We start from the raw sequence: 24,766 nt of genomic DNA, 5'->3' as shown, positions 1-24,766 counted from the left end.
TCAGGCCTCTACCTTCGTCTCGACCGGCTCCTGGACGTCCTTGCGCTGCCCGAGCTTCTCGAGCCAGCTGATCAGCAGCGCGTGGACCGCATCGGAGCCTACGGGAGGCTCCTTCAGCTCCCAGCGGGTCGGGTGCACCAGCACTGCCTCGGTCTGCCAGCCGCCGATCCCGCCATGGCAACCCACCAGCTCCTCGAACGCAGCCACCTCGTGCGTGTACTCGTCGACTCGGCTGACCACGACGACGTCACCGTTGTGCGGCAGCTCTGCCTGTCGCAGGATCGACGCGGGTGCGAACGGCCCGTACTGCGCCAGTGGGTCCTCACCCTCGATCCGCCCGGTCTTGAGCACTCGCACGCCCGCCCGGCCGATCGCGACCGGTCCCTCGGCCAACGAGTCGACCACGACGAACCCGACGCCCGGGTGCGTTGCCAGCCCCGGAATCAACTTCGGGTGGAGCAGCTCGATCTCCTCCAGCGGCACCCGGCCCGGCGTGGTCGCCAGGTAGATCAGCGCCAGGTTGCCGGAGGCCGTGACCAGCATCTGCTCGTCCGCACCGACCGCCGGTTCGCAGTCCTTCGGACCGAGCTCCACCTCGCCACGCGCAGCCTTCGCGTGCAGTGCCTTCCGGGTCACCGAACCAGCCACACTGCGGCGCAGTGACAGCTCGGTCAGGAACGCGTTCACCGGACCCCAGCCCTCGGACTTCCCAACGGCAGCGACCGGCTCACTGGTCGTGTCGACCAGTTCGTCAACCACCTCGGTCAGCGTCCGGCCGTAGCGCTGCAGGAATGTCGCACCCTGGCTCTGGCCGTGGTCGGACAGCACCACGATCTCGTACGAGTGCGGCAGGATGTCGATGATCCGCTGCAGCGCACCGAGCACTCGGTCGAGTCCCTCCAGCGTCTGCAGGGACTCCGGCCGGGTCGGGCCAGCGTGGTGGGCCACCTCGTCGTAGTCGACGAAATCGCAGTAGACGACCGGTGTGCCCTTCACCAGCTCGTCGGTGATCAGCGAAACGTTCAGATCGCGCAGCAGCACGTTGGTGATCGCCCGCAGGAAGATGTAGCTGCCACCGCGGTTCACCCGCGGCACCAGGTTGCGTCGCTTCTGCCGGCGAGCCTGGAACAGCTCCTTCACCATCTCGGCCATACACAGCACCAGTCCACGGGCAGCACCCTGGGGACTGGAGAAGAACCGGACGTACCCGCGGCTTCGGCTGTTCGGCAGCGCGGCCCGGCTGAAGACCAGCTCGCAGCGTTCGGCGTCCCCGGACCAGTTGTTGCTGATGCTGACGCCGCCGTCCGCGAGCAGTCCGCGACCAGTCGACATCCGGGCCTCGATCTCAGCCGCATCCCGGCCGCGGTTCGTCACCATCACCCGGCCGGTCTCCTTCTCGTACCACCGGAACGCGGGGATCTGGCCCGAGCCGCCGTGCAGGATGCCGGCCTGGCTGGCCGGGGTCGTCGCCGGTACGCCGGTGTGCCACTCCACCATCGAGTGCTTGCCATCGCGGATCCAGCCACCCAGATGCGGCAGGTTGCCGGACATCACCATCCAGTTGAGCAGCGGTGCGGACAGACCGTCGACCTGGATGATCAGCATCCCGGTCTTGGGTGCCGCGGTGAGCTTGCGGGCCCGGCGGTGGACCACGCGCATCACCTCGGCGACATACGCGTCGTCACTCCCGGCGTACGCGATCCAGCCGACGAAGGCGCTGACCGACGACATCACGATCGACACCACCAGCACCGCCTCGGGGCCACCGTGCAGGTTGACTCCTGGGTCGACGGTGATGCCGAGGTAGACCACTCCGAACTGGGACAGCAGTCCCCCGACCAGTACGCCGATCGAGCCGATCAGAACCGCGACTCCGGCCAGCACCCAGCGCATCAGCACGCTGAAGACCGCCAGCAGCACCACCAGCCGCAGGATCGGCATCCGGCCGTCGCTGCTGATCTGGGGCAGCGTCCAGAACGTGATGATCAGGGAGATCAGGGACAGCATCCCGCCGACCAGCATCGCCTGCAGACCGCGACCGGTACGCCGCCAGTCCAGCCAGATCGGCTTGCGCCCACGCCGATCGCGGGAGACCTGTTCCGGTGGTTTCGCCATCTCTTGCCCGTACTCCCCGTCCGCCCGTCAGCTGTGGTGCTGTACCGAGCGTACGAGCAGAGGTCCGGTGTGGTGTCACCGCGCCACGCATCGACGGGCTGTTCCCGGGTCAGGGCCGGGGTCGCCCCCGGTAGGTCCCTGACCCGGCAACTGGACGGCTACTGCAGTTCGAGGTAGTCCACCTCGGTGTAGAGCGTGCCCTTGCCGAGCCGGACCGTGTTCCAGCCGGCTCGCAGCGTCACCGGGACCGAGGACTGCCGCCACTGGTTCCAGCCGGTGAACGGATAGCTGACCGAGCCCTGGCTGGTCCCGTTGATCGACAGCGTGTGGCTGGCAGTGCCCTGCGAGCCGTTCGCGTACCCGACGTGCAGTGTGTAGCCGCCGGCGACCGGCGCGAAGACCCGGTTCTCGACCCAGGAGTCGGCGAAGTCGATGTAGCCGACCGCCTTGCCACCCGATGCGCCCGCGGAATTCTCCCGCAGCACGCAGTGGTTCAGCTGACCGCTCTCGGCTTCGGTCCGGACCCGGCTGCCCCGGACCACCGGCCAATCGTTCGCCCAGCCGACATCCCCGACGTACAGGTGTCGTGAGCCGTTCACCCAGCCGTGCATGAACACCTTGTCACCGACAACGTCGGCGCCACCCGGGCCGCAGACGTTGCCGTCAAAGCTCTGCGTGGTCAGCAGCGGCCGCTGCTGGATGGTCCACGGGCCGGTCAGGCTGGTCGCTGTCGCATAGGTGGTCTGGTAGTTGCAGTCGTTGTAGCCGTTGGTGGAGAAGAACAGCAGGTACCGGCTGTCGCGCTGGACGATGTCCGGCGCCTCGGCGATGCCGTTCGAGCTCAGCAACGCCTTGTCGGCTCCGACCAGCTTCGTGCCGTTGTCGGTCGTCTTGGTCAGCCACAGCGTCGACGGCTTGCCGATCGCGTTGCCGTCGTTCTTCCAGACCAGGTAGCGCGTTCCGTCGCGATCCACGAAGGTGTTGGCGTCGATGGCACCGCCGAGGTCGAGCGGGCAGATCAGTGGTTCGGTACCGACCGGGGTGAACGGGCCAAGCGGCGCGGTGGCGGTCGCCACTCCGATGCACTGCTTGTCGGACTGCTCGTGCCAGGCGGTGTAGGTGAGCGTGTAGGTGCCGTCGGAGTTCGGGTGTACGTCCGGCGCCCAGGTGCGGCCGGGCTTGGCCCACGCGGCCGACGGGCCACCGGGCATCGCCTCACCGCGAGTGGTCCACGGTCCCTCGGCGCTGGCAGCGGTCGCCACCGGGACGTGCCACTCGGTGTTCGTCGAGTAGGCGTACCAGGTGCCGTCCTGCTGGAACACATCCGGATCGGGAAAGTCCTGCTTCACGATCTCGGACGGGAACACCGCACCGGCGGCCTGCGGTACGACGGCCTGCGTCGGGGCGGCCTGGACAGCAGAGAAACCGACCGCGGCGACGGTGACAGTGGCCGCGAGTAGTCGTCGAAGCATCAGCACTCCTTGGAGTGGGGCGGGGATCTGCAGTTTTACATCGATTCACCTGCGGCGCGAGACCCCGCGGTGATAGAGAATCACCGCTGGGCCGCCACAGCCGAAGTCTGCCTGCCAAAGGAGTATCGAGTGAGCTATTCATCGTGGGTTTCAAGGCGCAAGCTGATCGCAGCTGCCGCCGTACTCGCCGTAGCAGCGAGTGCAGTGGTTTCGCAGTCGGTGGGGTCGAGCGCCTCGGCTGACGAGACGCCGCTGCAGACCCAGCTGGACAAGCTGCTGACCAACAGCGCCTTCACCGGCTCACAGGTCGATCTGGTGGTCCGCGACGCCACCACCGGTGACACCCTCTACAACCGCAACGGCGGCAACCGCCTGACGCCTGCGTCGAACACCAAGCTGTTCACGTCCGCCGCTGCGCTGGGCGTGCTCGGCCCGGCATACAAGTTCCACACCGACGTGCTGGCGACCTCCCCGGTCAAGGACGGCAAGCTCCACGGCGACCTGTACCTCAAGGGGTACGGCGACCCGACCACTCTGCAGTCGGACTATGTCGCTCTGGCCAAGCAGCTCAAGACAGCCGGCGTCGAGCGCGTCATCGGCAACCTGGTCGCCGACGACTCCTACTTCGACCATGTCCGGCTCGGTGACGGCTGGGCCGGCGACGACGAGTCGTCGTACTACTCCGCCCAGATCTCCGCACTGACGCTGGCGCCGAACACCGACTACGACTCCGGTACGGCGATCGTCGAGACCACGCCTGGAGCCGCAGCCGGTGACCCGGTGAAGCTGAACCTGGTCCCGGCCAACGGCGTACTGAAGATCGTCAGCACCGCCACCACCGGTGCGACCGGCTCGGCCAGCACTCTGGTCGTCGAGCGTGAGCACGGCACCAACACGGTCCGCGTCAGCGGCTCGTTCCCGCTCGGCGCCGCCAAGTCCACCAAGTGGGTGACTGTCTGGGAGCCGCAGCTGTACGCCGCCGACGTGTTCCGCCGGGCACTCGCCGCCGAGGGCATCAAGGTCTTCGGCCGCACCAAGGGCGCCACGACGCCGGCTGGTGCCACTGTGCTGGCCAAGGACGAGTCGATGACCGTCGGCGAGCTGATGACGCCGTTCATGAAGCTCTCGAACAACATGCACGCCGAGCACCTGGTCAAGGCCATGGGTGCGGCCGTCAAGGGACAGGGCACCTGGCCGGCCGGTCTGGCCGTCGTCACCGACTACGCCAAGTCCAAGGGCGTCGACACCAGCACCATCCGAATCAACGACGGCTCGGGGCTGGCCCGCAAGGTCAACCTGACCTCGAACGCGATCACCACGCTGCTGCTCGCCGTACAGCAGGAGCCGTGGTTCGCGCAGTGGTACGCCGCATTGCCCATCGCGGGCAACCCGGACCGGTTCACCGGGGGCACATTGAGTGCCCGAATGCGCAACACTCCGGCCGCCAACAACCTGCATGGCAAGACCGGCTCACTGACCGGTGCGACCGCACTGTCCGGCTACGTGACCACCAAGGACGGCCGCAAGCTGGTCTTCTCGATGATCAGCAACAACTACCTGACCACGCCGCGCCCGGTGGAAGACGCCGTGGGCGTGCTGCTCGCCTCCTGGTCCGACCAGGCTCCCCCGGCCGCGGCCGTCGCGCCGGAGAACCGCCGCAGCACCCAGCCGGTCTGTGAGTCGGAGTGGGTCAAGGCCGCCTGTTAAACCAGTCGACAGTACGGCGCTCGTTCTCCACGCTGTGGACATGAGCGCCGTACTGCCAGACACCTTCACCGTGCGACCGCCGACCAAGGACGACGCCAAGGCCGTCTTCGAGCTGGTCCGCGACTACACCCAGGCTGTGGTCGGTTTCCCCGACTACACCCTCGACGACGCCGTCGACGAGCTCACCGAACCCGGGTTCGAGCCGGAGACCGACGGCTGGCTGGTCTTCGACGGCGACCGCCTGGTCGGCTACGGCTCGGTCTTCGGCAAGGGCACGTCGCACGTGCTCGATATCGATGCCGTGACCAGCGACCCGGTCGTCGAGGCCTACCTGCTGGCCCAGATCACCCAGCGCGGCCGCGAAATGGCCGCTGCGCACGGTCACAGGTCGTTCCAGCTCGACACCGGCGTCTACCGCCTCGACACGACCCGCCGCGAGCGCCTCGATGCCTACGGCTTCGTCCACGGTACGACGTTCTACCGGATGCTCATCACCCACCAGCCGCCCGTGCCGGCGCCTGAGCCACCTGCCGGAGTCTTCGTGCGTCGTGGCACTCCGGACGAGGAGTCGCAGCGGGAAGCCCACCGCGTGGCGGCCGAGGCGTTCGCCGGGCAGTACGGATTCGTGGTGCGCCCGTTCGAGGAGTGGCAGGCATCGCACGAGGCTCAGTCGACCTTCGACTGGTCGGAGATGACGCTGCTCGAGATCGACGGTAAGGCCGTCGCGATGCGCGAATACACCAACAACTTCGCCGAGGACGAGAACTGCGGCTACATCGGCCGACTGGCCGTGCTCGACGAGGCCCGCGGCAAGGGCCTGGCCAAGTACCTGCTCCGCGACCAGTTCGCCCTGGACGCCGCGGCCGGGCGCTCCGGCACGCTGCTGCACGTCGACACCAACAACCCGACACCGGCCCTGGGGCTGTACCTCTCGGTCGGTATGACGGAGTCACTCGTCATCGACTCGATGCGGCTCACAGTGGACGTCTGAGGGGACGGCCGGCCGGGGCAGTCGCGGTCCGCCCCGGCTAGCCGTCAGTACTGGAGGACGCGCTTCCCGGCAGCACCGGCGTACACGGTCCGGATGCCCAGCGGCTGGCGCAGGTCGATGTCGACCTCCTGGTTGCCTCGGCTCGTGAGCCGCAGCGGAGTGCACTTCTGGTGCTCGGGCTGGTCCGCCGCCAGCCGGTAGCGGTACGCGGCGAGGCGGATGGACTTGTCGTCCTGCTCCAGGATCCGCACCACCATGTTGGGTAGGCAGATGTACGACGAGGTCAGGTCCGGCGGTACTTCGACCGTCAGGAACGTCGGCCGCTCCGGATCGGACCTGACCGAGATGATCCGGGCCTCACCGGCCAGCAGCATGCTCGTCCGGCCGTACCGGAACTCCGACGGCGGCGGACCGTCGTCCAGCAGCCCTTCGGTCGGCGGAACGGTGATCACCGTCTCCGGCCCGGCCGGCTCCTGATCGGCCCGCGGCCGGTCGACCACCGCGAACGTGGCCCCACCGGCCACGAAGAGCGCGGTCACCATCGCCACCGTCACCCGGTTGCGGTTCTTCCGCCCGCGGGCGGCACGCTCGACGTACTCGAACGGCGGCGCCTCCTCGGGCGTCTGCTCATCGACGTAGCGATTCAGCAACTCATGCATTCTCAGGCACCTCCTTGACCTCCAGCAGCGGCTGCAGCGCCTGCCGTGCCCGGGCCAGCCGGGACTTCACCGTGCCCACCGGCACCTGCAACTCCTCGGAAATCTGGTCCAGCGGCAGATCCATCACGTGATGCAGTACGACGACCGCCCGCTGCGCAGGGGGTAACGCGCCCAGCGCGGCCGCCACATCCAGCGACTCACCATCCGGCGGTGCGACCACCTCGGTACGGCGGCCGGTCAGCCTCGTCAGCGCCTTGGCCGCCACCTGCTGGCGCCGCAGCCGGCTGATCAAGGTCCGCACCGCCACCGACCGAACCCAGGCCTCCGGATCCTCGTACTTGCTGATCGACTCCCAGCGGCTCAGCAGCTTCACGTAAGCGTCCTGCGCCACCTCTTCGGCATCAGCGCGCGAGCCACCGATGGACACCAGTACGCCGATCAGCCGCGGCCAACTTCGCCGATACAGCACGGCCACATCCGGCACCTGATCCCGATCCACCGACACTCCTCCCTGCGCTCCTGGTGGTAACACGCACCACGCCACCACCAGGTTCCATCAAATCCGCAGGTTTCTCGGATCGCTAGTCGTCGGCCTTCGCGACTGTGGTCCGCAGCGGAACCTCTTTGATGAACAGGACGGCGATCAGGCTGACAGCCGCACAGGCGGCGGCGATCAGGAAGATGCGGCCGGTGGCGTCGCCGTACGCGTGCCGCACGAGCTCAGCCAACTGCGGCGGGAGGTGATTGACGTCGAGCAGGCTCTGCCCGCTTCCGGACGCTTGCCCACGAGCGCTCGCGGGCAGGCCGGCCAGGATCAAGTCCTTGACGCGAGCCGCCAGTACGGCGCCGAGGGCCGCGACGCCGACCGCACCGCCGAGGCTGCGGAAGAACGAGACGGTCGCACTGGACGCGCCGATCTGCGAAACGTCCACAGTGTTCTGCACGGCGAGCACGAGGTTCTGCATCATCATGCCCATGCCGATGCCCATCGACAGCATCCCGAGGCCGACGTACCAGTACGGCGTCTGGTGGTCGATCGTGCCGAGGATGACCAAGCCGATCACCAGCAGGATGCCGCCGCCGATCAGGTACCGCTTCCACTTGCCGAAGCGGGTGATCATCTGGCCGGACCCGACCGAGCCGATGAACGAACCGAGCATCATCGGGATGGTGAGCAGACCAGCCTCGGTCGGGCTGTAGCCGCGGGCGATCTGGAAGTACTGACCGAGGAACAGGGCGCTGCCGAACATCGCGACGCCGACCGCGAGGCTGGCCACGATCGCCAGCGCGGTGGTCCGCTCGCGGACGACCTTCAGCGGGACGAGTGGCTCGGAGACGCGACTCTCGACCAGTACGGCGAGGGCTCCGAAGACGACCGTGCCACCGACGAAGAGCGCGGACTGCCAGGACATCCAGGGGAAGTCGTGGCCGGCGAAGGTGACCCACAGCAGCGGGAGGCTGGCCGCGATGCTGATCAGGATCGCGCCGAGGTAGTCGACCTTGACCTTGCGCTTGATCAGCGGGAGGTGCAGGTACTTCTGCAGGATGAACAGGCTGACCACGGCGAGCGGGACGCAGACGTAGAAACACCAGCGCCAGCCGAGCCACGAGGTGTCGACGATGACGCCGCCGATGAGCGGGCCGGACACCGTCGCCACCGCCATCACAGCGCCCATGTAGCCGGAGTACCGACCGCGGTTCCGGGGTGGGATCGCGGCTCCGATGATCGCCTGGGCGAGCGCCATCAGGCCGCCCATCGCGAGACCCTGCAGTACCCGGGCACCGATCAGGAACGGCACATTGTGCGCCGTACCGGCCAGCGCGGACCCGACCACGAAGAGCGAGATCGCCAGCTGCACCAGCAGCTTCTTGCTCATCAGATCGGCGAGCTTGCCCCAGATCGGGGTGGACACGGTGGTGGCCAGCAGGCTCGCGGTCAGCACCCACGTGTACTGCGTCTGGGAACCCTGGAGGTCGGCGATGATCGTCGGCAGCGCGTTGCTGACGATGGTCGAGCTGAGCATCGCCGTGAACAGCGCGGCCAGCAGGCCGATCAGGATTTCGAGGATCTCGCGGTGCGTGAGTTCCGGCGCAGTGGGCAGTTCGCGCCGAGTCTCAAGGACAGTCATCAGTCTCCCGTTGTGTTCGAACGCCTCACGGAATCGGCGGCCTCAGTGACCGCGCGCGCGAGCCGCTGCAGCACATTGGCCGCGTCGCTGAGCGCGTCATCGTCGAAGTCCGCCAAGGCGGAGCGCAGTTGCTTGGTGTAGGCGGAGTACAGGGCCTCCAGCCGGGCCTTGCCGTCGTCCGACACCCGGATCAGTCCGACCCGCGCATCGACCGGGTCGGGCCGACGGCTCACCAGTCCGTCGGCCTCGAGGGTGGTCAGCTGGCGGCTCACGACCGACGCGTCGACGCCGAGCTTCGCGGCGATCTCCCCGCCACGCTGCTCACCGTCACGCATCAGGACCTTCAGCACACTGGCGTCGGACCGGCGCAGGCCGTTCTCCGGCATCAGGTGCTTGTGTTCGATACAGCGCACGGCCCGGATCAGCGAGCTGACCCCTTCGAGCAGCTCCTGGGCCGACGCGTCCCGCTCTTCCCCCGGGACGAGGGGATGCTGAGCTAGTTGCATAACTCAACTATATACACGATTAGTTGGTTTCTGCAACCATATGCGCGGAATGCTGGGCTTCGGCTACCCAGCGTGAGGTCAGCTCAGGTCGCCGTTGAGGCGGCCGAGCAGGCGCCCGAGGTCCGAGAGATCCTCGGTGTTCCAGCGGTTGAAGATCGCGCGGAACTCGAGCTGCCGCTGGGCCCGGAGGGCACCGAACCGCTCGGCACCGAGCTCGGTGAGTTTGAGCAGGCGGGCGCGGCCGTCATCCGGGTCGCCGACGCGCTCGAGGAGACCGAGCGTCTCCAGCTGGGTGATCCCCCGACTGACGGTCGACTTGTCGAGCCCGAGCGCCTGCGCCACATCCGAAGCGCGTACGCCGACCCCGGCGCCGCCCATGAACTCGATCTGCGAGATCAGCGCATACCCGGCCGCGTCCATATCGGGGTGCACCCGGCGGGCCATCATCATCGAGGCCGAGCGCGCCCGCCGGAACAGGGCAGACAGCTGCTGCTCGATGTCGGCCACCAGCGGCTCGCTGGTCTGCTCGACTTCAGGTGACGTCATCGGACCACGATCCCGGCATCGCGCAGCGCCTTCTTCACGTCGGCGATCCGGAAGTCGCCGAAGTGGAAGACACTCGCGGCCAGTACGGCGTCCGCCCCGGCCTCGACCGCGGGCGGGAAATGCTCGGGCGCACCCGCTCCCCCGCTGGCGATCAGCGGTACGTCGACCACGTCGCGAACCGCCCGGATGAGCTCCAGGTCGAACCCCTTCTTGGTGCCGTCGGCATCCATCGAGTTCAGCAGGATCTCGCCCGCACCGAGCTCACAACCGCGCCGGGCCCACTCGATCGCGTCCAGTCCGGCCGACCGCCGGCCGCCGTGCGTCGTCACCTCGAAACCGCTCGGCTGATCGGGCGACCGCCGTACATCGAGGGAGAGCACCAGCACCTGGTTGCCGAACCGGTGCGCGATCTCCTTGATCACCTCGGGCCGCGCGATCGCGCCGGTGTTGATCCCGACCTTGTCGGCGCCGGCCCGCAGCAGCCGGTCCACGTCGGCCGCCTCGCGCACTCCGCCACCGACGGTCAGCGGGATGAAGACCTGCTCGGCGGTCCGCCCGACCACGTCGTACGTCGTCTCCCGTGAGCCCGAGGAAGCGGTGATGTCGAGGAAGGTGAGCTCGTCGGCCCCCTCCGCGTCGTACACCTGGGCCATCTCGACCGGATCGCCCGCGTCGCGCAGTCCGGTGAAGTTGACACCCTTGACCACCCGCCCGGCATCGACGTCCAGGCAGGGAATCACTCGCACGGCAAGAGTCACGCGGAAAGGATATCGGGCAGGTGTTCGACTCTGCCCGAACAGCTCGGCCCGCGAACCCTTCGGCCGCCAGAATCGGTCCAGACCGTTCACCCTGGAGGAGTTCTCTTGCTGGTTCGACGCCACGGCCGTCTCGCTGCAGCCGCTGTCCTGTCCACTGCCCTGATCCTCGGCTCGTCGCTCGGCGCGCAGGCCGACGGCGGCGGTTTCCCGGCCTCACCCGGCGCCCCCGGCGTCGGGGACGCCGTCTATCCGAACCTCGGCAACGGCGGCTACCAGGCCGACCGCTACGAGCTCGACCTCAAGTACGACACCGCCACCAAGCTGGTCGCGGGACACGTGAAGATCTTCGCCACCGCCACCCAGAACCTGTCGGCGTTCAACCTCGATTCGTTCGGTCTGGACATCACCGAGCTGCGGGTCGACGGAAGCACCGAGCTCTACCGGCAGGACGGCGAGGAGCTCGTCGTGTCGCTGGAGTGGCCGATCCGCAACGCCACCAAGTTCGTCGTCGACGTCAGCTACACGGCCGACCCGCGCAAGATCAAACCACCGGCCGGCGGCTGGGTCGCCACCCCGGACGGCTTCGCCACCGCGCCGCAGCCCGCCGGTGCGCACACGATCTTCCCGGGCAACGACCACCCCTCCGACAAGGCCGACTACGTCATCCGGATCACCGCACCGCAAGGCACCATCGGTGTTGCCAGCGGCAACCATATTGGCGATCAGGTGAACGCCGACGGAAGTACCACGTCGACGTACCGGACCGTGAACCCGATGGCCACCGAACTCGTCCAGGCCAGCGTCGGCGACTACACGATCATCCGCCGCAACCCCGACGCCCCGGTCACCGAGCCGGTACTGCGTGACGTCGTACCGACCGCGCGGTTGCCCAAGGTCGACGCGGCGCTGAAGCTGACCGCCGGCCAGCTCAACTGGGTCACCCAGCGACTGGGCGCATTCCCGCTCGAGGCCTACGGCATCCTGCCGGCCAACAACGACGCGTCCGACGCCTTCGACTTCACCGGCCTCGAAACGCAGACCCTCACGCTCTACAAGCCGAACTACCTCACGCAGACCGAGGACAAGATCGGCTCCCACATGATGCACGAGCTGGTCCACAGCTGGTTTGGCAACAGCCTCACCCCGGCCTCCTGGAGCGACCTCTGGTTCAACGAGGGCCACGCCGACTACTACGGCCTGCTCTACCGCTACGAACGCGGCTGGCCGGACTCCCGCGGCTACACCACCATGGTCGACCGAATGAAGTACACCTACAGCCAAGGCGACCTCTGGCGGAAGTCCTCAGGCCCGGTAGCGAAGCCGAACGCCCAGAACCTCTTCGACAACCAGCGCTACACCGGCGGCGTCCTGGCCCTCTACGCCCTCGCCGAAAAGGTAGGCCAAGACAAGTTCCACCAAATCGAACAAGCGGCCATCACCACCCACCGCAACAACACCATCTCCACCGACCAATACATAGCCCTAGCCACCACCGTCTCCGGTGACCCGACCGTCCGCCCCTTCCTAGAAGACTGGCTCTACGGCACCAAAACCCCACCCATGCCCAACCACCCCGACTGGACAGTCGTCCCGCCCACCGCCAAAACCCTCACCCCCACCGACCTACAGTCCGACCGCCGCGGCAACTAAGACACGAAGAAGGGGCCGACAGCAACCGTCGGCCCCTTCCTCTCCTGTCGATGCGACGGCGGAGGACCGGGGTCTACTTCCTGGCCTTCTCGATCACCCCTCGCGAGGCGACCAACCCGAGTCAACCCTTACCGCCAGGTTGGCCGCTGCATCAACCTGCAACTCAAACTCATTGTCATCATATCAGCACGGAGAGTAGCGTTCATTACGGAACGCGACTCCGACGTGAGGATGCGAATGACAGATATCCGAAAAAATCCTCACTTCGGCACCGATCACAACGACTGGTGGATGCCACGCGACAGGCCATGATGGACGCTCTCCGCAGGATGACTTCGGCAGCAAGGTCTTCACCTCGAAGGCGCCCAGCTATCACAAGTCCGACACCAACTCGACGTTCGATGCCCAGACCAACTTCGTCTCCGGGCTCCCGACGGCATTCGGGTTCAAGGTGAGTCACGCTTTGGTCAAGGTGGCGATCAGTCCCGTATCGGTTGCCAACGCCACGCGGACCCCGCCGAACTGCAACTACGACAAGCCAGGCGTCGCAGTCGACTACTTCTTCCACTGGTCGTGCAGTAAGCAGGAGTCCGAAGTCGACTACCGATTCACCGGCCAGTGGGTTTTCCGAGTCAATATCGGAGGACAAACCGGCACCGCAACGATTAGTTGGAAATTCGACTACATCATCTATACCCGCATTGGGGTGAATTAGCGGTGGGGTGGACCGCGGAGATTGTTCCGCGGTCCACGTCCTTCAGCTGACTACTTCCAGGCTTTGCGGCGGCTGTCTGCTGCTTTCACCGGGCGGGTGGATTCCCAGACTCGGCGCCAGTGGGCTGAGGTGTTGGGGCCGGTTTGGGTGGGGGCGGTGCCGGCGGCGATTCGGCGGCGGGACTCGTACCAGTTGGTCGATTCCTCGTCGAGGAGGGCGGCTACGGCGGCGGCGATTCGGGGGGCGAAGTCGCGGGGGCTTTCGCCTTCGGCGGGGCGGATGGGGTCGCCGTACCGGACTGCGACGGTGGGGCGGCCGGGGACCGGCCAGCCGCGGCCTCGGGGCATGGCGGCGAAGGAGCCCTTGATGCCTACCGGGATGACCGGGACGTTGTGCTCGACGGCCAGGTAGGCCGCGCCCATGCGGAAGCGTTGCAGCCAGCCGTCGGGTGAGCGGGTGCCTTCGGGGAAGACGACGACGTTCCAGCCGTCGGCGAGCAGGTCGCCGGGGGTTGCGCTGAGTTTGCCGCCGCGGCGCTCGATCGGGAACGTGTTGAACACGATCGCCGAACCGGCTGCTCGCCACCAGGTGTCGAAGAAGTAGTCGGCGGCCGCGGCCATCGCCGTACGGCGGCGCATCGAGTCCGGCAGGGACAGCAGCAGGAGCGGCGTGTCCAGGTGCGACGAGTGGTTCGCCACGATCAGCGCCGGGCCGTCGAGTTTGCGCAGCGAGTCGAGCCCGCTGATCTCCGGCTTGACGTTGACGTTGAGTACGGCGTTCAGCGGACCCTTCTGGAGGACGTCGCGGATCGCGATCGCAGCCGGCGTCCGGGCCCAGCGGGTCGGGAAGACCGTGGTCTCCTTCGGTACGACGTACGCCTCGGCCGACCGCGGTACCTGCGGGCGCCGGCCCCAGCGCCAGCCGCGCGCGACGACCTTGACGTCACGCACGGTTTCGCGGCTGAACTTCACCAGGCTGTTCCCCATCAGCGCACGTCCGCGAGCAGGTGCGGCGGGTTGTGCAGATAGGTGATCGACGGCGACCGGCCGACCGAGTGGCTGACCATCTCGAGCGCGTCCTGCAGCGTCGAGGCGGACCGGAAGCCCATCCGCTCGACGGTCTTGCGGTTCGCACCGACCCAGACGATGTCGCCGCAGTGGTCCAGCGCGTGGCTGATCCAGTACCACATGTAGAACGGGTGCACGCCGTGGTAGGCGTACGACGTCCGGTACAGGTGGATGTACCACGGGTCCTCGGCGTACTGCTTCTCGAACTTCGCCTCGATGGTGGCCGGGTCCGTGGACTCCGACAGCACCTCCTCGAAGAAGTCGACGTACGACGGGTGGTGCAGCTGGCTGAACTCGTACGGCACCGGGTGGTAGAGGATCAGCGCGCCGTCCTTGCGGACGATCGGGTTCCCCCGGTAGGCGTTGAAGTGGTAGCCCATCCCCATCACCGCGGCGAGGATCGGGTTCATCACCGAGTTCACGTTGTACGGGCTCAGGTACGGCACGCCGATGACGCCGACGTCGGCCTGGCCCTGCACCTCGACCATGTGCTGGCGGTGCACCATCTCGAGCGTCTTCTCGTGCACCGGCTCGATCGCGCCGGCGTTGATCCCGGTCAGCTGGTACGGCGACCGGACGTCGGTGTAGATCTTGTGCCGGACCTTGTTCGGCGCCGCCGCCAGCCCGCGCTTGGTCGCGAGCATCGAGGCCTGGTCCTTCAGCGACCACTCCCACTCACGCTTCTGCAGGAACTCCAGGCCGCCGCCGAACACGTTGTTGTTCAGCGTCGTCTCGATCTGGAAGACCTTGACGTGCTCGGTCAGCACCTCGCCCATCCGCCAGGCCGAGTGGTGCATCTTCGAGGCCTTGTGGTCCATGAAGGACCGCGAGTGGATCATCGTGTGGCTGTTGTGGTGGTGCTTCAGCGACTTGTACGACGCCAGCCCGATCGAGGTGGACTTGTGGCCACCGTCCATCGCCACCAGGTTCACGTTCACGTAGACCAGCAGGTCGGACTCGGCCGCCCGCTTGGAGATCTCGACGTCCTCGCCGTGCCGGGTCTGGCCCAGGTGGGTCAGGTTCTCGGTGTCCTCGGCGTCGAAGTTGTAGAGCTTGCCCTCGGGGAAGAACGACCGGAAGACCCGCTCGCCGACGATGTCGCGCAGCTCGTTCGGCGTCAGCCGGCGGTGCAGCGCGTTCGCGGAGATCAGCTCGACGTCGTCGACACCGGCCTGCGCGGCCAGCTCCAGCACGGCCTCGATGACGCGCTGCCGGATGTCCGGCTTCTTCATCGGGGGCAGCGCCAGCGAGATGTCGTCGAAGGCGATCGTCAGCCGCATCCCGGGCCGCAGCAGCTCCGGCAGCGGCTCGGAGTCGATCGGGTTCAGCAACGCGTTCTGGATCGCCTCCTCCACGTCGCGGACCGCGGGCAGCGACTCCGGCGGGTAGACCACCCGGGTGCCGAGCGGGAAGCGCTCCAGCAGGAAACCCTCACCGTTGTGCACGATCAGCGGCGGAGTCCGGTCGTCCACCTCAAGCACGAATCCTGGCCGAGACATGTCAGAAACCCTCTCGTCGTACGTCCTGCGGAACTGTCACGGCCCTCACGAGGCCCTCACATCGAAAGCAACCTTGACCGTGCCGAGGCGGCCGGCCGAATGCGCGTGGTCGAGTGCCTCACGCCAGCGGTACAGCGGGTACTTCGCCCCGACCACACCGTCCAGCGGGGCGCGCCCGGCCAGGTCCAAAGCGGTCTCGAACGCCGGGCGCCCGTTCGGCTCCGACGTCGCGGAGGCGTAGGTGCCAGCCAGGTCGAGCTCGCGGAACCACACCGGCGACAGGTCGACACCGGTCGACGGCATGCCGGACAGGACCACCCGGCCACCGGCCTTGGTGACCCGCAGCACGGTGTCGATCGAGTCCTTGCTGCCGACCGCGTCGACAGCGACGTCGACACCGCCGAGCAGGAACTCCTTGGCGCCGAGGTCCGGCTTGAGCCGGAACGCACCAGTCGAACGGCGGACGCCGCGGAACACCTCGTCGGGCGCAACCACATCGCTCGCACCGAACGCCCGGGCGAGCTCACGCTGCTTGGGGTGCTTGGCGACCACGGTGATCCGGCCGGCCTGCGTCAGCTCACGAATCGCGAGCGTGGCGAACAGCCCGACCGCACCGGCACCACTGACCAGCACCGACTGCCCAGGCTGGACGTTGGCGCGGAAGGCGGCGTGCACGGCACCGGCCAGCGGCTCCACGAGCACAGCGCGCTCATCACTCAGACCATCCGGTACGGCGTACAGCTGGCTGCGGTGAGCGACCATCAGGTTGCCCCAGCCACCGCCGGTGTCCTGGCAGAACCCGGTCTGCAGACCCGGCTTCAGGTGGCCGACGGTGATCCGGTCGCACCGGTTGGTGTTGCCGGAGGCGCAGCCCTCGCACAGTTCGACACCGCGCGTGGCGCAGGTCAGGACGCTGTCCATGACTACGCGGGTGCCCTTCGGCAGGTCCTCGCAGTCGTCCAGCAGTTCGCCGACGATCTCGTGACCGGGGACGAACGGCATCGACACGACGGCCGAGAAGTACATCTTGGTGGAGCCGGTGACCATGCCGAGATCGGAACCACAGATCCCGGACAGGATCGGCCGGATCCGCGCCCAGCCGTCGCGGTCGGCCTTCGGCTCGTTGATGGTGACGAGGCGCAGCGGCGCCGCCGGACCGGTCAACATGCCGGGGATCCGGCCGCCGACCGCCTTGGCCGCCAGGTACTTGGCGGGCGAGCGGTACATCTCCAGTGCGAGCATCATCAGGCGTTGACCCCCGGCAGTTCGAGCCGCGACGAGGTCGACGGCGTCTTCCAGTCCACGATCTGCCAGCGCCCGGCCCGAGCGGCCCGGAACAGCGACACGTCCGGCGACACCGCGACCGGGTTACCCACGACCGACAACATCGGCAGATCCGAGTGACTGTCGGCGTACGCGAAGGACTTCGACAAGTCGATGTTGCCCTGCCGCGCGCGGTGCTTGATCCACGCGGCCCGCGACTCGCCGACCAGCGGCGGCCCGGCCAGGTAGCCGGTGCAGCGACCACGGTCGTCGACGGCCAGCTCGGCCGCGATGATCTCGTCGAACAGCGGCTCCAGCGGCCGGGTCAGCGGTCGCACGGCACCCGTGATCAGGATCGTCTTGTGCCCAGCCGCCCGGTGCTCGCGAATCCGCCGTACGGCGGCTCCACTCAGCCGCTCGAGGACGTGCTCGGACAGCACCTCGTCGACGATCCGGTTGAGCTCCTCGAGCTCCGCACCGGCGTACCGGCGGTAGATCGTGCGCAGGAAGGCGCCGCGGTCCTTGCGCTCGGCCGAGATCAGCTTCGGCAGCCGACGCAGCATCTGACCGATCTCGGCGACCCGCTGCGGGCCGTCCAGCTCGGGCAGCCGCATCCACAGGTAGGTCTCGATCACGTTCGAGGACAGCAGCGTGCCGTCCATGTCGAACGCGGCGATCACCTCGGAGTCGGCCGGCTCGACCTTCTTCAGTACGCCGGCCGCCTCCGCGAGCCCCTTGTTCCGCTTCTTGCGGACGACGTCGAGGCGGCGCATCGACTCGGTGACGCTCGGGCAGTGCACCTTCTGCAGGTAGTACTGCCAGTCGACGACGGTGATGTCGCAGGCGAACTTCTCCCGGTCGTCACCCTCGAGCGCGTTGTGCAGCGCGAGCACGTTGTCGTCGACGAAGTTCATCTCCGCCTGCGCGTACTCGGCGTACAGGTCCATGTAGCGGCGCAGGAAGTCGATCCGGCGCTTCTGCACGTCCAGCTCGCGGGCGTACTTGCGGGTGCGCTCACCGCGCGGGACACGGGTGATGACGGCATCCGCGAGCTTGTGCGCGCGTTCGCCGTACCGGAGCATCGCCTCGACCGAGTCGCCGCCGGGGAACTTCCACACCGGCAGCCGGACCGCGCCGCGCTCGCCGAGGTCGAACGGGTGGTCGGAGAAGTACGCGCGGATGCCGGCGTACATCTGCTCGAAGGTCAGCGGGTTCCGGGCGCCGGAACCGATTTGGTAGTACTCCGGCTTGTTCAGCTCGGGCTCGGTCGCCATCACCGCGCAGATCGCGCCGACCACGTGGTCGACCGGGATGATCTCCAGCACCGAGTCCGGGCTGGCCGGGAACTCCGGCAGCTCGCCGCGGCCGTAGGCCAGGATCAGCGGCTCGGCCATCTTGAAGCCCTCGATCCAGCCCGGGTGCGGACTCTGCACCGCGGACTCGATGATGGCCGGCCGGACGATCGAGGTCGGGAAGATACTCGCGAACTCCTCGACGACCCGCTCGCCGAGCGCCTTGGTGAAGGTGTAGCAGTCGGTCCAGCCGAGGCTGCGGGCGCGCTCGGTGCCGGTCTCGACGAGCCGCTTCGCGACCCACTCGGTACGGCGGCGCTCGGTGTCGACCGCCGCGGTCAGGTGACCGGCGCGGCGGTGCAGCTTCTCGGCCTCCTTGCGGAACTTGGCCAGCATCGGCGCGGACCGCGACTGCTCCTCGATCCGGGACTTCATCGCCATCCCGGCCTCGGCCTCGACCCGCCAGTCGGCGGTGTGGTCGACCGACGCCTCCGGGATCGCGCCGCGGCGGCGACCGGCCGTGTAGGCGGTCGAGATGTGCACGTAGTGGATCGAGCGATCGGTCCCCTGCCGGCTCTCGTCGATCCGCTCCAGCAGGCTCTTGGTACCGAGCACGTTGGTCGTGAACGCCTCGTGGATCGGCGGGTCGAAGCTGACGTCACCGGCACAGTGCACGACGATGTCGAGATCGTTCGGCAGCGGCGGTACGTCGGACAGGTCGCCCTCGACCACCTCGATCCGGGCCGCGGTCAGTGCCTCGGCGTCGGCGTACGGGGTGCCCTCGCCGTAGAACGGCTTGAAGATGTCCTTCTTCAGCAGCTGCGCCATCCGGTTCGCACCGGTCAGCGAGCCCTTCGGCCGGATGATCGCCACCACGGTCGTCCCGGGCAGCTCGCCGATCATCCGGTGCAGCAGGGCCTCACCGACGAAACCGGTGATCCCGGTGACGAGGACCTTCTTGTCCTGCAGCTTGTCGGCCAGACTCACTTGTCGCCTCCACGCGTGAGTTCGAGTGCCTCGGTCAGGGTGAACGCGCCGGCGTACAGGGCCTTGCCCACGATGACGCCCTCGACACCGTCTGCGACCAGCGTGCTCAGCGCCCGCAGGTCGTCGAGGCTGGAGACGCCGCCCGAGGCGATGATCGGCTTGTCCGTGCGCGCGCACAGATCGCGGTACAGGTCCAGGTTGGGCCCCTGGAGCATGCCGTCCTTCGTCACATCGGTGACCACGTAGCGCTCACAACCGGCCGTCTCCAGCCGCTCGAGCACCTCGTACAGGTCACCGCCTTCCTTCGTCCAGCCGCGCGCCGCCAGCGTCCGGCCGCGCACGTCCAGCCCGATCGCCACCCGGTCGCCGTACTGCTGGATGATCCGGTCGCACCACTCCGGGTCCTCCAGCGCGGCCGTACCGATGTTGACCCGCCGGGCCCCGGTCGCCAGCGCCGCCGCCAGGGAGTCGTCGTCGCGGATCCCGCCCGACAACTCGACCTGCACGTCCAGCTTCCCGGTCACCTCGGCCAGCAGCTCACGGTTGCTCCCGCGGCCGAACGCAGCGTCCAGGTCGACCAGGTGGATCCACTCCGCCCCGGCCTCCTGCCACGCCAACGCAGCCGCCAGCGGCTCGCCGTACGACGTCTCGCTCCCAGCCTCACCCTGCACCAGCCGAACCGCCTGTCCGTCCGCCACATCGACGGCAGGCAGCAGCACCAGGTTCCCGGACCGGGGCGGTGGGGTGGGGAAGGAATCTGACACAGACATGGGCCACACCCTAGATGGCGATGATGGACGTTTTGTAACCCACTGCCCTCCTGAATCACTGTGAATCAATGTGTCTCAGCAATACCAGCTCCATTACTGGTCTGGTCAATATGCTGCTTCCATGGTGTCTCTCGAGGAGCTAGAACGCGACCCCCATCCGGCACTCGCGAGCATCCGCCCGATCGGCTGGATGGACGCACTCAACGGCTGGGTGATCACCGGCCGCGCTCTCGCCGTGGACGTCATGCGCGATCCCGAGACCTTCACCGTCGACGACCCCCGCTTCTCCACGGCTCAAGTCGTCGGCCCCTCCATGCTCTCCCTGGACGGCCCCGCCCACGCCGCCCACCGCACTCCGTTCGACTCCCCCTTCGGCCTAGCCGAAACCCGCCGCCGCTTCCGGGAACCAGTCGAGAGCACGGTCGCCAACCTGATGAGCGTTGTGGAATCTCCCACAGACTTGCGAACAACACTGGCTGGACCGCTTTCCGTGGCGGTTGTCGCGTACTCGCTCGGGCTTCCGCAGGCGTCGGCCGCGACCGTGCTCGACTGGTACACGGCGATCTCCGACTCGGTGACTGGAGTTGCAGCCGGCCGGCCTGTCACCGCCGAGGGCGCGGCCGCGTTTGCCGAGCTGCACAAACATGTTGCCTCAGGCATCGAATCCGACGGGCTGCTGCAGACCGCCGCCCGCGACCTGACCATCGACCAGGTGGTTGCGAACGCCGCCGTCCTCATGTTCGGCGGCATCGAGACCACCGAGGGCATGATCACCAACGCCCTCTGGCACCTGCTCACGAACCCCGAGCAGCTCGCACTCGTCCGCGCCGACCCCGCACTCCTCCCCAACGCCCTCGAGGAATCCCTCCGCCTCGAACCAGCCGCCGCAGTCGTCGACCGCTACGCGACCCGCGACATCGAACTCGCCGGACAGCACATCCGCCGCGGTGACCTCGTCGTCGTTTCGCTCGCCGGGGCAGGCCGCGACCCCGAGGTCTTCCCCGACCCCGACACCTTCGACGTACGGCGATCCAACGCGCGCCGGCATCTCGCCTTCGCGAGCGGTCCGCACATCTGCCTCGGTATGCACCTCACCCGGCTCGAGACGCAGACCGCAGTTGCCGCCGTACTGGACCTGCCTGGTCTGAGCCTCGCAGCGGATTCACCGGCACCTCGCGGACTCGTGTTCCGCAAGGTGCCGGCGCTCAACGTGACGTGGGAGGCGTGAAACCGTCCGGCGTCAGTACGACGGTCGCACCCGAGTCGCCCGCCACCTGGATCATCCGCAGCGCGGCCAGCGCCGGGTGGTCGTCGAGCAGCTTGGCGGAGTTGGCGAGTGACCGCAGCGCCGCCGCCTCACCACGCGCACGCTCAAGCGCGACCCGACCCCGCTGACGCTCGACCGCAGCCTCGGCCAGCGCAGCCCGGATCTCGCCGATCAGGACAAGGTCGCGGATCGTGGCGTCCTCGATGGTGATGCCGAGCCCGGCAACCTCCGTGCGGACCGGCTCCGGCAGCTCGGCGTTGACCTCGGTCCGGACGTCCGGCCGCAGCAGGTCCTCGAGCTCACGCCGGCCGATCGCCTCGCGGATCGCGTACTGAAGCGCAAGGTGCAGCAGGTCGAGCGGCGCTTCGGCGTACTCGACGAACGCGCGCGGGTCGCTCACCCTCCAGCGCACGACAGCCGTGACACGCACGGTGACGCCGTCCGAGGTGAAGATCTCCTGGCCACTGACAGTGAGTTGACGCAGCCGCAGGTCGACGGACTCCCGGCGTACCCGCCAGACCTTCGGAACGCGGTGCCGTCCGGGCTCGAGCAGGGTCTCGAAGACACCGTCCCGGTACACCAGCACACGCTCGTGTGCGCCCACCACAACCTTCATTGCACCTTCCTTCGTCCGAAAAGAGTTCGCCCCGGCACACGCCCGGAACGGCGGCGGAGGTTCCGGCTCGTGACGAGCAGCCGGGCCTGCAGAGCCGCGCTCCGGGATTGCACGTGTACCGGGGCGAACCGTGAGAGCTTTGTCCGTTGCAAAGCGGGTGCATCCGCACCAGGACGACGCGCAGGACGATCCCTGGCAAATGCCGGTGATCGCTGCTGACCTGGCCGATGTCTGCGTTCAGTGTGACGGCAGGCAGTGGCCACCGGCAACTGGATTGGCTCAGCCGAGGAAGACGTCGTACCCGAGCCGCAGGATCAGGCCGGAAACCACCACCAGGAAGACGACCCGGACGAACTTGCTGCCGCGCGCGACCGCGGTTCGGGCACCGAGCAGACCGCCGACCATGTTGGCCGCACCCATGATCAGACCGAGCTTCCACAGCGGCGCACCGGCGAGCGCGAAGATCCCGATCGCGCCGAGATTCGTGGCCACGTTGGCGATCTTGGCCTTGGCGCTGGCCTGCAGGAAGTTGTAGCCGAGCAGACCGACCAGCGCGAAAATCAGGAACGACCCCGTCCCCGGCCCGACCGCACCGTCGTAGAAACCGATCACCACACCGACACCGCAGGCCGCCAGGTAATGCTCACGCCCGTCGAATCGCAATGCAGTCCGGGCCCCCAACGAAGGCTTCATCGCGGTGTAGATCGCCACCGCGATCAGCAGCACCAGCACGATCGGCTTGAACCACGACATCGGGATGCGCGTTGCCACCAACGCCCCGGCGGCCGATCCGAGCCCGGCGAGAATCGCCAACGGGATCACGGTCCGCTTGTCCGGCCGTACCTTGACGCCGAACGTCACCGCGCTGGTCGTCGTACCGAACAACGACGAGATCTTGTTGGTGGAAAGGATCTGCGCGGGCGAAGCGTTAGGCAGCCCAAGCAACATCGCCGGCAACTGCAACAACCCACCACCGCCAACGACCGCATCGATCCAACCGGCCGAGAAGGCGGCAAGGACAAGAAAGATCAGGGTCCAGGTGGAGATGTCAGGCACACACCCCATGATCCGGTAAGGCCATTGTGCCGAACAACCTTTACGTGACCCATCCCACCTAGAGCGCCCCCAACTGCTGCATCATGCCGAGATCATCGCGCACAGCCCAGTGCTCGCAGATCATCCCGTCCTGGATCCGGAACATGTGCGCCATCTCGACCGACACCTCCCCCTCGGGAGTCGCGATCCCGCGGAACTCGGTCCCCTTCCAGGTCGCGGCACGAACGCCGTACAGAACCACAAGGTCACCCTCAGCAACCCAGTGCTGCTCAACCAGCCGCTGATCCGGCTGCATCCGCGTCGAGAACGCGACCACGTCCTTCATCCCCTGCAGCCCGGGCCGCTGCGGTGCCGCGTGATTGACGAAATCCGGCGCGCAGATCTCGTCGAACCCCGACGAATCCCCGGCCATCGCGGCCGCCATGAATCGCCGTACCACTGCCTTGTTCTCCTCGATCCCCATCCCGCCAGTGTGCACCCAAGGCATTTCCCCGGAGTCTCACCGGTGCGACAGTCGGAGAATGGCGTCCTCGATACTTCCGCCGGAAGGCGAAACCCTCGCGACCGGCTGGGAAGCCGACCTCGAACCGGCCGACTCGATCGTCCGGCAGGCCGTGCTCGCCCACGCCTCCTGGGCCACCGACGCGGCCCGGCGCATCGGCAAACCCTGGTACGACGGCGCCACCTGGGCCGGCGGGATCCTCGGCGACCGGGGACCGCTGACCAACTGGGTGATCCCCAAGCAGCCCGTCGATCCGGCATCGGTGGTCGCGGAGGTAGCGCGCGAACTACCCGCCGACGTCCCCTACCTCTTCGTCAGCGCCTGGCCCACCGGCGACCTCCGCCCGCACGGCCTCGCCCTGGCCGGCCACCCACCCCTGATGGTCCGCTTCCCCGACACCGTCACCACACCGCCCACCACCGACCTGGACATCCGCCAAGTCACCGACGCCACCGGCCTCGCCGACGCCGAACGCGTTCTCATCGAGGGCTACCCCCTACCAGAACTCCAACCCTTCGAACCCGGCTCCGTCTACGACCCCACCCTCCTAGAAGGCTCGTCCGTCTGGGTCGGCTACGACGGCGACACACCCCTGGCCACCGCCACCGCCCACCACGCCGCCGGTCTCACAGTCGTAGAAAACGTAGCCGTCATGCCCACCGCCCGAGGCCGAGGCGCCGGCGCCGCCCTCACCTGGGCAGCCACCATCCACCACCCGAACCACCCAGCCGCCCTCATAGCCTCCGACAACGGCCAACCCGTCTACGCCCGCCTCAACTACCACCGCCTAGAACGCTGGACCGTCTGGGTCCGCCCCTAACCACAACCGTCTCCCCCGATTACTCAAGACCTCTTGTACAACGTCAATTGCAAACCCCGAGGCCGATTGGTCAAGGGCACGACCACGAGCCGGTACGACGTCGTGCACGGGTCAACCACGTGCGCGGTCGGACGGTGGTCGAGGGGTGCTCAAAGTGCGCTGGTCGGGGCGACGTTGAGCACGGTTCGACCGTTTCGGTGGGGCTCACGTGGTTGATGGGTGCTCAAAGTGATTGCCGGCCCGCGATCTCGGGGTCCCGGGGATGTCTGGCGCGTTGGTCGGAACATTTTCGGCGCCTGGAGCCTGTTGCGGAATGGGTGTGGCGGTGGTGGTCGGGGTGGGTGGGTTGGTTGAGGATTGGGTGGTGGCGAATGGGTAT

Annotated in this window: 22 protein-coding genes; 6 read left to right on the top strand and 16 right to left on the bottom strand. The window is 67.6% G+C overall.

Translation table 11 applies throughout. The annotated features are described in order from the left end of the window. A complete protein-coding gene (locus ACFTSF_RS29480) occupies nucleotides 1–2,115 on the bottom strand; it encodes an alkaline phosphatase family protein (protein WP_380157387.1) in 2,115 nt (704 codons plus the stop codon). Between the two features lie 158 nt (nucleotides 2,116–2,273). Beyond that, a complete protein-coding gene (locus tag ACFTSF_RS29475; RefSeq protein WP_380157385.1) occupies nucleotides 2,274–3,587 on the bottom strand; it encodes a family 43 glycosylhydrolase in 1,314 nt (437 codons plus the stop codon). A gap of 129 nt (nucleotides 3,588–3,716) precedes the next feature. Here ACFTSF_RS29475 and dacB point away from each other — a divergent pair, with 129 nt between their 5' ends. After that, nucleotides 3,717–5,294 carry a D-alanyl-D-alanine carboxypeptidase/D-alanyl-D-alanine-endopeptidase gene (gene dacB / locus ACFTSF_RS29470; RefSeq protein ID WP_380157383.1) on the top strand — a complete coding sequence of 526 codons (1,578 nt, stop codon included), beginning with the start codon at nucleotides 3,717–3,719 and terminating at the stop codon, nucleotides 5,292–5,294. A 40-nt stretch (nucleotides 5,295–5,334) separates the two neighbouring features. Beyond that, nucleotides 5,335–6,285, top strand: coding sequence for a GNAT family N-acetyltransferase (locus ACFTSF_RS29465; RefSeq protein ID WP_380157381.1), 951 nt, complete (start codon nucleotides 5,335–5,337; stop codon nucleotides 6,283–6,285). Between the two features lie 44 nt (nucleotides 6,286–6,329). Here the strand turns inward: ACFTSF_RS29465 and ACFTSF_RS29460 are convergent, their stop codons facing one another. The 6 genes from ACFTSF_RS29460 to hisF all read right to left on the bottom strand — a co-directional run bounded on the left by ACFTSF_RS29460 (nucleotide 6,330) and on the right by hisF (nucleotide 10,883). Beyond that, complete coding sequence (locus ACFTSF_RS29460) at nucleotides 6,330–6,944, bottom strand: hypothetical protein (RefSeq protein WP_344164426.1); 615 nt, start codon at nucleotides 6,942–6,944, stop codon at nucleotides 6,330–6,332. Further along, nucleotides 6,937–7,443 (bottom strand): RNA polymerase sigma factor, encoded by a 507-nt coding sequence (locus tag ACFTSF_RS29455; RefSeq protein ID WP_380157379.1) that lies wholly within the window; start codon nucleotides 7,441–7,443, stop codon nucleotides 6,937–6,939. Before ACFTSF_RS29455 ends, ACFTSF_RS29460 begins: the two co-directional genes overlap by 8 nt. 82 nt (nucleotides 7,444–7,525) lie before the next feature. Further along, nucleotides 7,526–9,073: an MFS transporter gene (locus ACFTSF_RS29450; RefSeq protein WP_380157377.1), complete on the bottom strand. Its 1,548-nt coding sequence runs from the start codon at nucleotides 9,071–9,073 to the stop codon at nucleotides 7,526–7,528. Next, the gene (locus tag ACFTSF_RS29445) at nucleotides 9,073–9,579 is read right to left on the bottom strand and encodes a MarR family winged helix-turn-helix transcriptional regulator (RefSeq protein ID WP_380157375.1); all 507 of its coding nucleotides are present in this window, start codon (nucleotides 9,577–9,579) and stop codon (nucleotides 9,073–9,075) included. Before ACFTSF_RS29445 ends, ACFTSF_RS29450 begins: the two co-directional genes overlap by 1 nt. A 78-nt stretch (nucleotides 9,580–9,657) precedes the next feature. Further along, entirely contained in the window at nucleotides 9,658–10,125 is a 468-nt protein-coding gene (locus tag ACFTSF_RS29440) for a MarR family transcriptional regulator (protein WP_344164414.1), read from the bottom strand. Further along, the gene (gene hisF, locus ACFTSF_RS29435) at nucleotides 10,122–10,883 is read right to left on the bottom strand and encodes an imidazole glycerol phosphate synthase subunit HisF (RefSeq protein WP_380157373.1); all 762 of its coding nucleotides are present in this window, start codon (nucleotides 10,881–10,883) and stop codon (nucleotides 10,122–10,124) included. Before hisF ends, ACFTSF_RS29440 begins: the two co-directional genes overlap by 4 nt. Nucleotides 10,884–10,988: 105 nt before the next feature. Between hisF and ACFTSF_RS29430 the strand changes: the two genes are divergently transcribed. Both ACFTSF_RS29430 and ACFTSF_RS29425 read left to right on the top strand, forming a co-directional pair. Beyond that, a complete protein-coding gene (locus ACFTSF_RS29430; protein ID WP_380157371.1) occupies nucleotides 10,989–12,533 on the top strand; it encodes a M1 family metallopeptidase in 1,545 nt (514 codons plus the stop codon). Between the two features lie 463 nt (nucleotides 12,534–12,996). Then, nucleotides 12,997–13,248: a hypothetical protein gene (locus ACFTSF_RS29425; RefSeq protein WP_380157369.1), complete on the top strand. Its 252-nt coding sequence runs from the start codon at nucleotides 12,997–12,999 to the stop codon at nucleotides 13,246–13,248. A 50-nt stretch (nucleotides 13,249–13,298) separates the two neighbouring features. Here ACFTSF_RS29425 and ACFTSF_RS29420 read toward each other — a convergent pair whose 3' ends face one another. Genes ACFTSF_RS29420 through priA form a run of 5 tightly spaced genes read right to left on the bottom strand, consistent with a single transcriptional unit; the run spans nucleotide 13,299 to nucleotide 20,126 of the window. Further along, a complete protein-coding gene (locus ACFTSF_RS29420; protein ID WP_344164399.1) occupies nucleotides 13,299–14,234 on the bottom strand; it encodes a lysophospholipid acyltransferase family protein in 936 nt (311 codons plus the stop codon). Beyond that, a complete protein-coding gene (locus ACFTSF_RS29415; protein WP_344164396.1) occupies nucleotides 14,234–15,814 on the bottom strand; it encodes a lactate racemase domain-containing protein in 1,581 nt (526 codons plus the stop codon). The genes ACFTSF_RS29420 and ACFTSF_RS29415 overlap by 1 nt, the downstream gene beginning before the upstream one ends. A 45-nt stretch (nucleotides 15,815–15,859) precedes the next feature. Continuing rightward, complete coding sequence (locus ACFTSF_RS29410; protein ID WP_380157367.1) at nucleotides 15,860–17,059, bottom strand: zinc-binding dehydrogenase; 1,200 nt, start codon at nucleotides 17,057–17,059, stop codon at nucleotides 15,860–15,862. Beyond that, nucleotides 17,059–19,356, bottom strand: a complete 2,298-nt coding sequence (locus ACFTSF_RS29405) for an HAD-IB family hydrolase (protein WP_380157365.1) — start codon at nucleotides 19,354–19,356, stop codon at nucleotides 17,059–17,061. Before ACFTSF_RS29405 ends, ACFTSF_RS29410 begins: the two co-directional genes overlap by 1 nt. Beyond that, nucleotides 19,353–20,126 (bottom strand): bifunctional 1-(5-phosphoribosyl)-5-((5-phosphoribosylamino)methylideneamino)imidazole-4-carboxamide isomerase/phosphoribosylanthranilate isomerase PriA, encoded by a 774-nt coding sequence (gene priA / locus ACFTSF_RS29400; protein ID WP_380157364.1) that lies wholly within the window; start codon nucleotides 20,124–20,126, stop codon nucleotides 19,353–19,355. Before priA ends, ACFTSF_RS29405 begins: the two co-directional genes overlap by 4 nt. Nucleotides 20,127–20,247: 121 nt before the next feature. On the opposite strand from priA, the gene ACFTSF_RS29395 reads away from it, so the two are divergent. After that, nucleotides 20,248–21,354, top strand: coding sequence for a cytochrome P450 (locus tag ACFTSF_RS29395; RefSeq protein WP_380157362.1), 1,107 nt, complete (start codon nucleotides 20,248–20,250; stop codon nucleotides 21,352–21,354). Here ACFTSF_RS29395 and ACFTSF_RS29390 read toward each other — a convergent pair. From ACFTSF_RS29390 to ACFTSF_RS29380, 3 genes are all read right to left on the bottom strand, one after another. After that, nucleotides 21,332–22,009, bottom strand: a complete 678-nt coding sequence (locus tag ACFTSF_RS29390; protein ID WP_380157360.1) for a slipin family protein — start codon at nucleotides 22,007–22,009, stop codon at nucleotides 21,332–21,334. The two genes, ACFTSF_RS29395 and ACFTSF_RS29390, sit on opposite strands and share 23 nt — an antisense overlap. A gap of 279 nt (nucleotides 22,010–22,288) precedes the next feature. After that, nucleotides 22,289–23,065 (bottom strand): TSUP family transporter, encoded by a 777-nt coding sequence (locus tag ACFTSF_RS29385; protein ID WP_380157358.1) that lies wholly within the window; start codon nucleotides 23,063–23,065, stop codon nucleotides 22,289–22,291. Nucleotides 23,066–23,123: 58 nt separating this feature from the next. Continuing rightward, complete coding sequence (locus tag ACFTSF_RS29380; RefSeq protein ID WP_380157357.1) at nucleotides 23,124–23,528, bottom strand: ester cyclase; 405 nt, start codon at nucleotides 23,526–23,528, stop codon at nucleotides 23,124–23,126. A 58-nt stretch (nucleotides 23,529–23,586) separates the two neighbouring features. Between ACFTSF_RS29380 and ACFTSF_RS29375 the strand changes: the two genes are divergently transcribed. Further along, complete coding sequence (locus ACFTSF_RS29375) at nucleotides 23,587–24,387, top strand: GNAT family N-acetyltransferase (protein ID WP_380157355.1); 801 nt, start codon at nucleotides 23,587–23,589, stop codon at nucleotides 24,385–24,387. The last annotated feature ends 379 nt before the right edge of the window (nucleotides 24,388–24,766 follow it).

The organism is Kribbella sp. NPDC056951, from assembly GCF_042674205.1.
Lineage (GTDB): Bacteria > Actinomycetota > Actinomycetes > Propionibacteriales > Kribbellaceae > Kribbella > Kribbella yunnanensis.
The sequence above is the reverse complement of the archived record's forward strand: the minus strand, read 5'-3'. Positions and strand labels throughout refer to the sequence as shown.

Coding starts and splice junctions, on each gene's coding strand:
- ACFTSF_RS29480 (WP_380157387.1), bottom strand. CDS start 2,115: ATGGCGAAACCACCGGAACAGGTCTCCCGCGATCGGCGTGGGCGCAAG.
- ACFTSF_RS29475 (WP_380157385.1), bottom strand. CDS start 3,587: ATGCTTCGACGACTACTCGCGGCCACTGTCACCGTCGCCGCGGTCGGT.
- ACFTSF_RS29465 (WP_380157381.1), top strand. CDS start 5,335: ATGAGCGCCGTACTGCCAGACACCTTCACCGTGCGACCGCCGACCAAG.
- ACFTSF_RS29460 (WP_344164426.1), bottom strand. CDS start 6,944: ATGCATGAGTTGCTGAATCGCTACGTCGATGAGCAGACGCCCGAGGAG.
- ACFTSF_RS29450 (WP_380157377.1), bottom strand. CDS start 9,073: ATGACTGTCCTTGAGACTCGGCGCGAACTGCCCACTGCGCCGGAACTC.
- ACFTSF_RS29445 (WP_380157375.1), bottom strand. CDS start 9,579: ATGCAACTAGCTCAGCATCCCCTCGTCCCGGGGGAAGAGCGGGACGCG.
- ACFTSF_RS29440 (WP_344164414.1), bottom strand. CDS start 10,125: ATGACGTCACCTGAAGTCGAGCAGACCAGCGAGCCGCTGGTGGCCGAC.
- ACFTSF_RS29420 (WP_344164399.1), bottom strand. CDS start 14,234: ATGGGGAACAGCCTGGTGAAGTTCAGCCGCGAAACCGTGCGTGACGTC.
- ACFTSF_RS29415 (WP_344164396.1), bottom strand. CDS start 15,814: ATGTCTCGGCCAGGATTCGTGCTTGAGGTGGACGACCGGACTCCGCCG.
- ACFTSF_RS29410 (WP_380157367.1), bottom strand. CDS start 17,059: ATGATGCTCGCACTGGAGATGTACCGCTCGCCCGCCAAGTACCTGGCG.
- priA (WP_380157364.1), bottom strand. CDS start 20,126: ATGTCTGTGTCAGATTCCTTCCCCACCCCACCGCCCCGGTCCGGGAAC.
- ACFTSF_RS29395 (WP_380157362.1), top strand. CDS start 20,248: ATGGTGTCTCTCGAGGAGCTAGAACGCGACCCCCATCCGGCACTCGCG.
- ACFTSF_RS29390 (WP_380157360.1), bottom strand. CDS start 22,009: ATGAAGGTTGTGGTGGGCGCACACGAGCGTGTGCTGGTGTACCGGGAC.
- ACFTSF_RS29380 (WP_380157357.1), bottom strand. CDS start 23,528: ATGGGGATCGAGGAGAACAAGGCAGTGGTACGGCGATTCATGGCGGCC.
- ACFTSF_RS29375 (WP_380157355.1), top strand. CDS start 23,587: ATGGCGTCCTCGATACTTCCGCCGGAAGGCGAAACCCTCGCGACCGGC.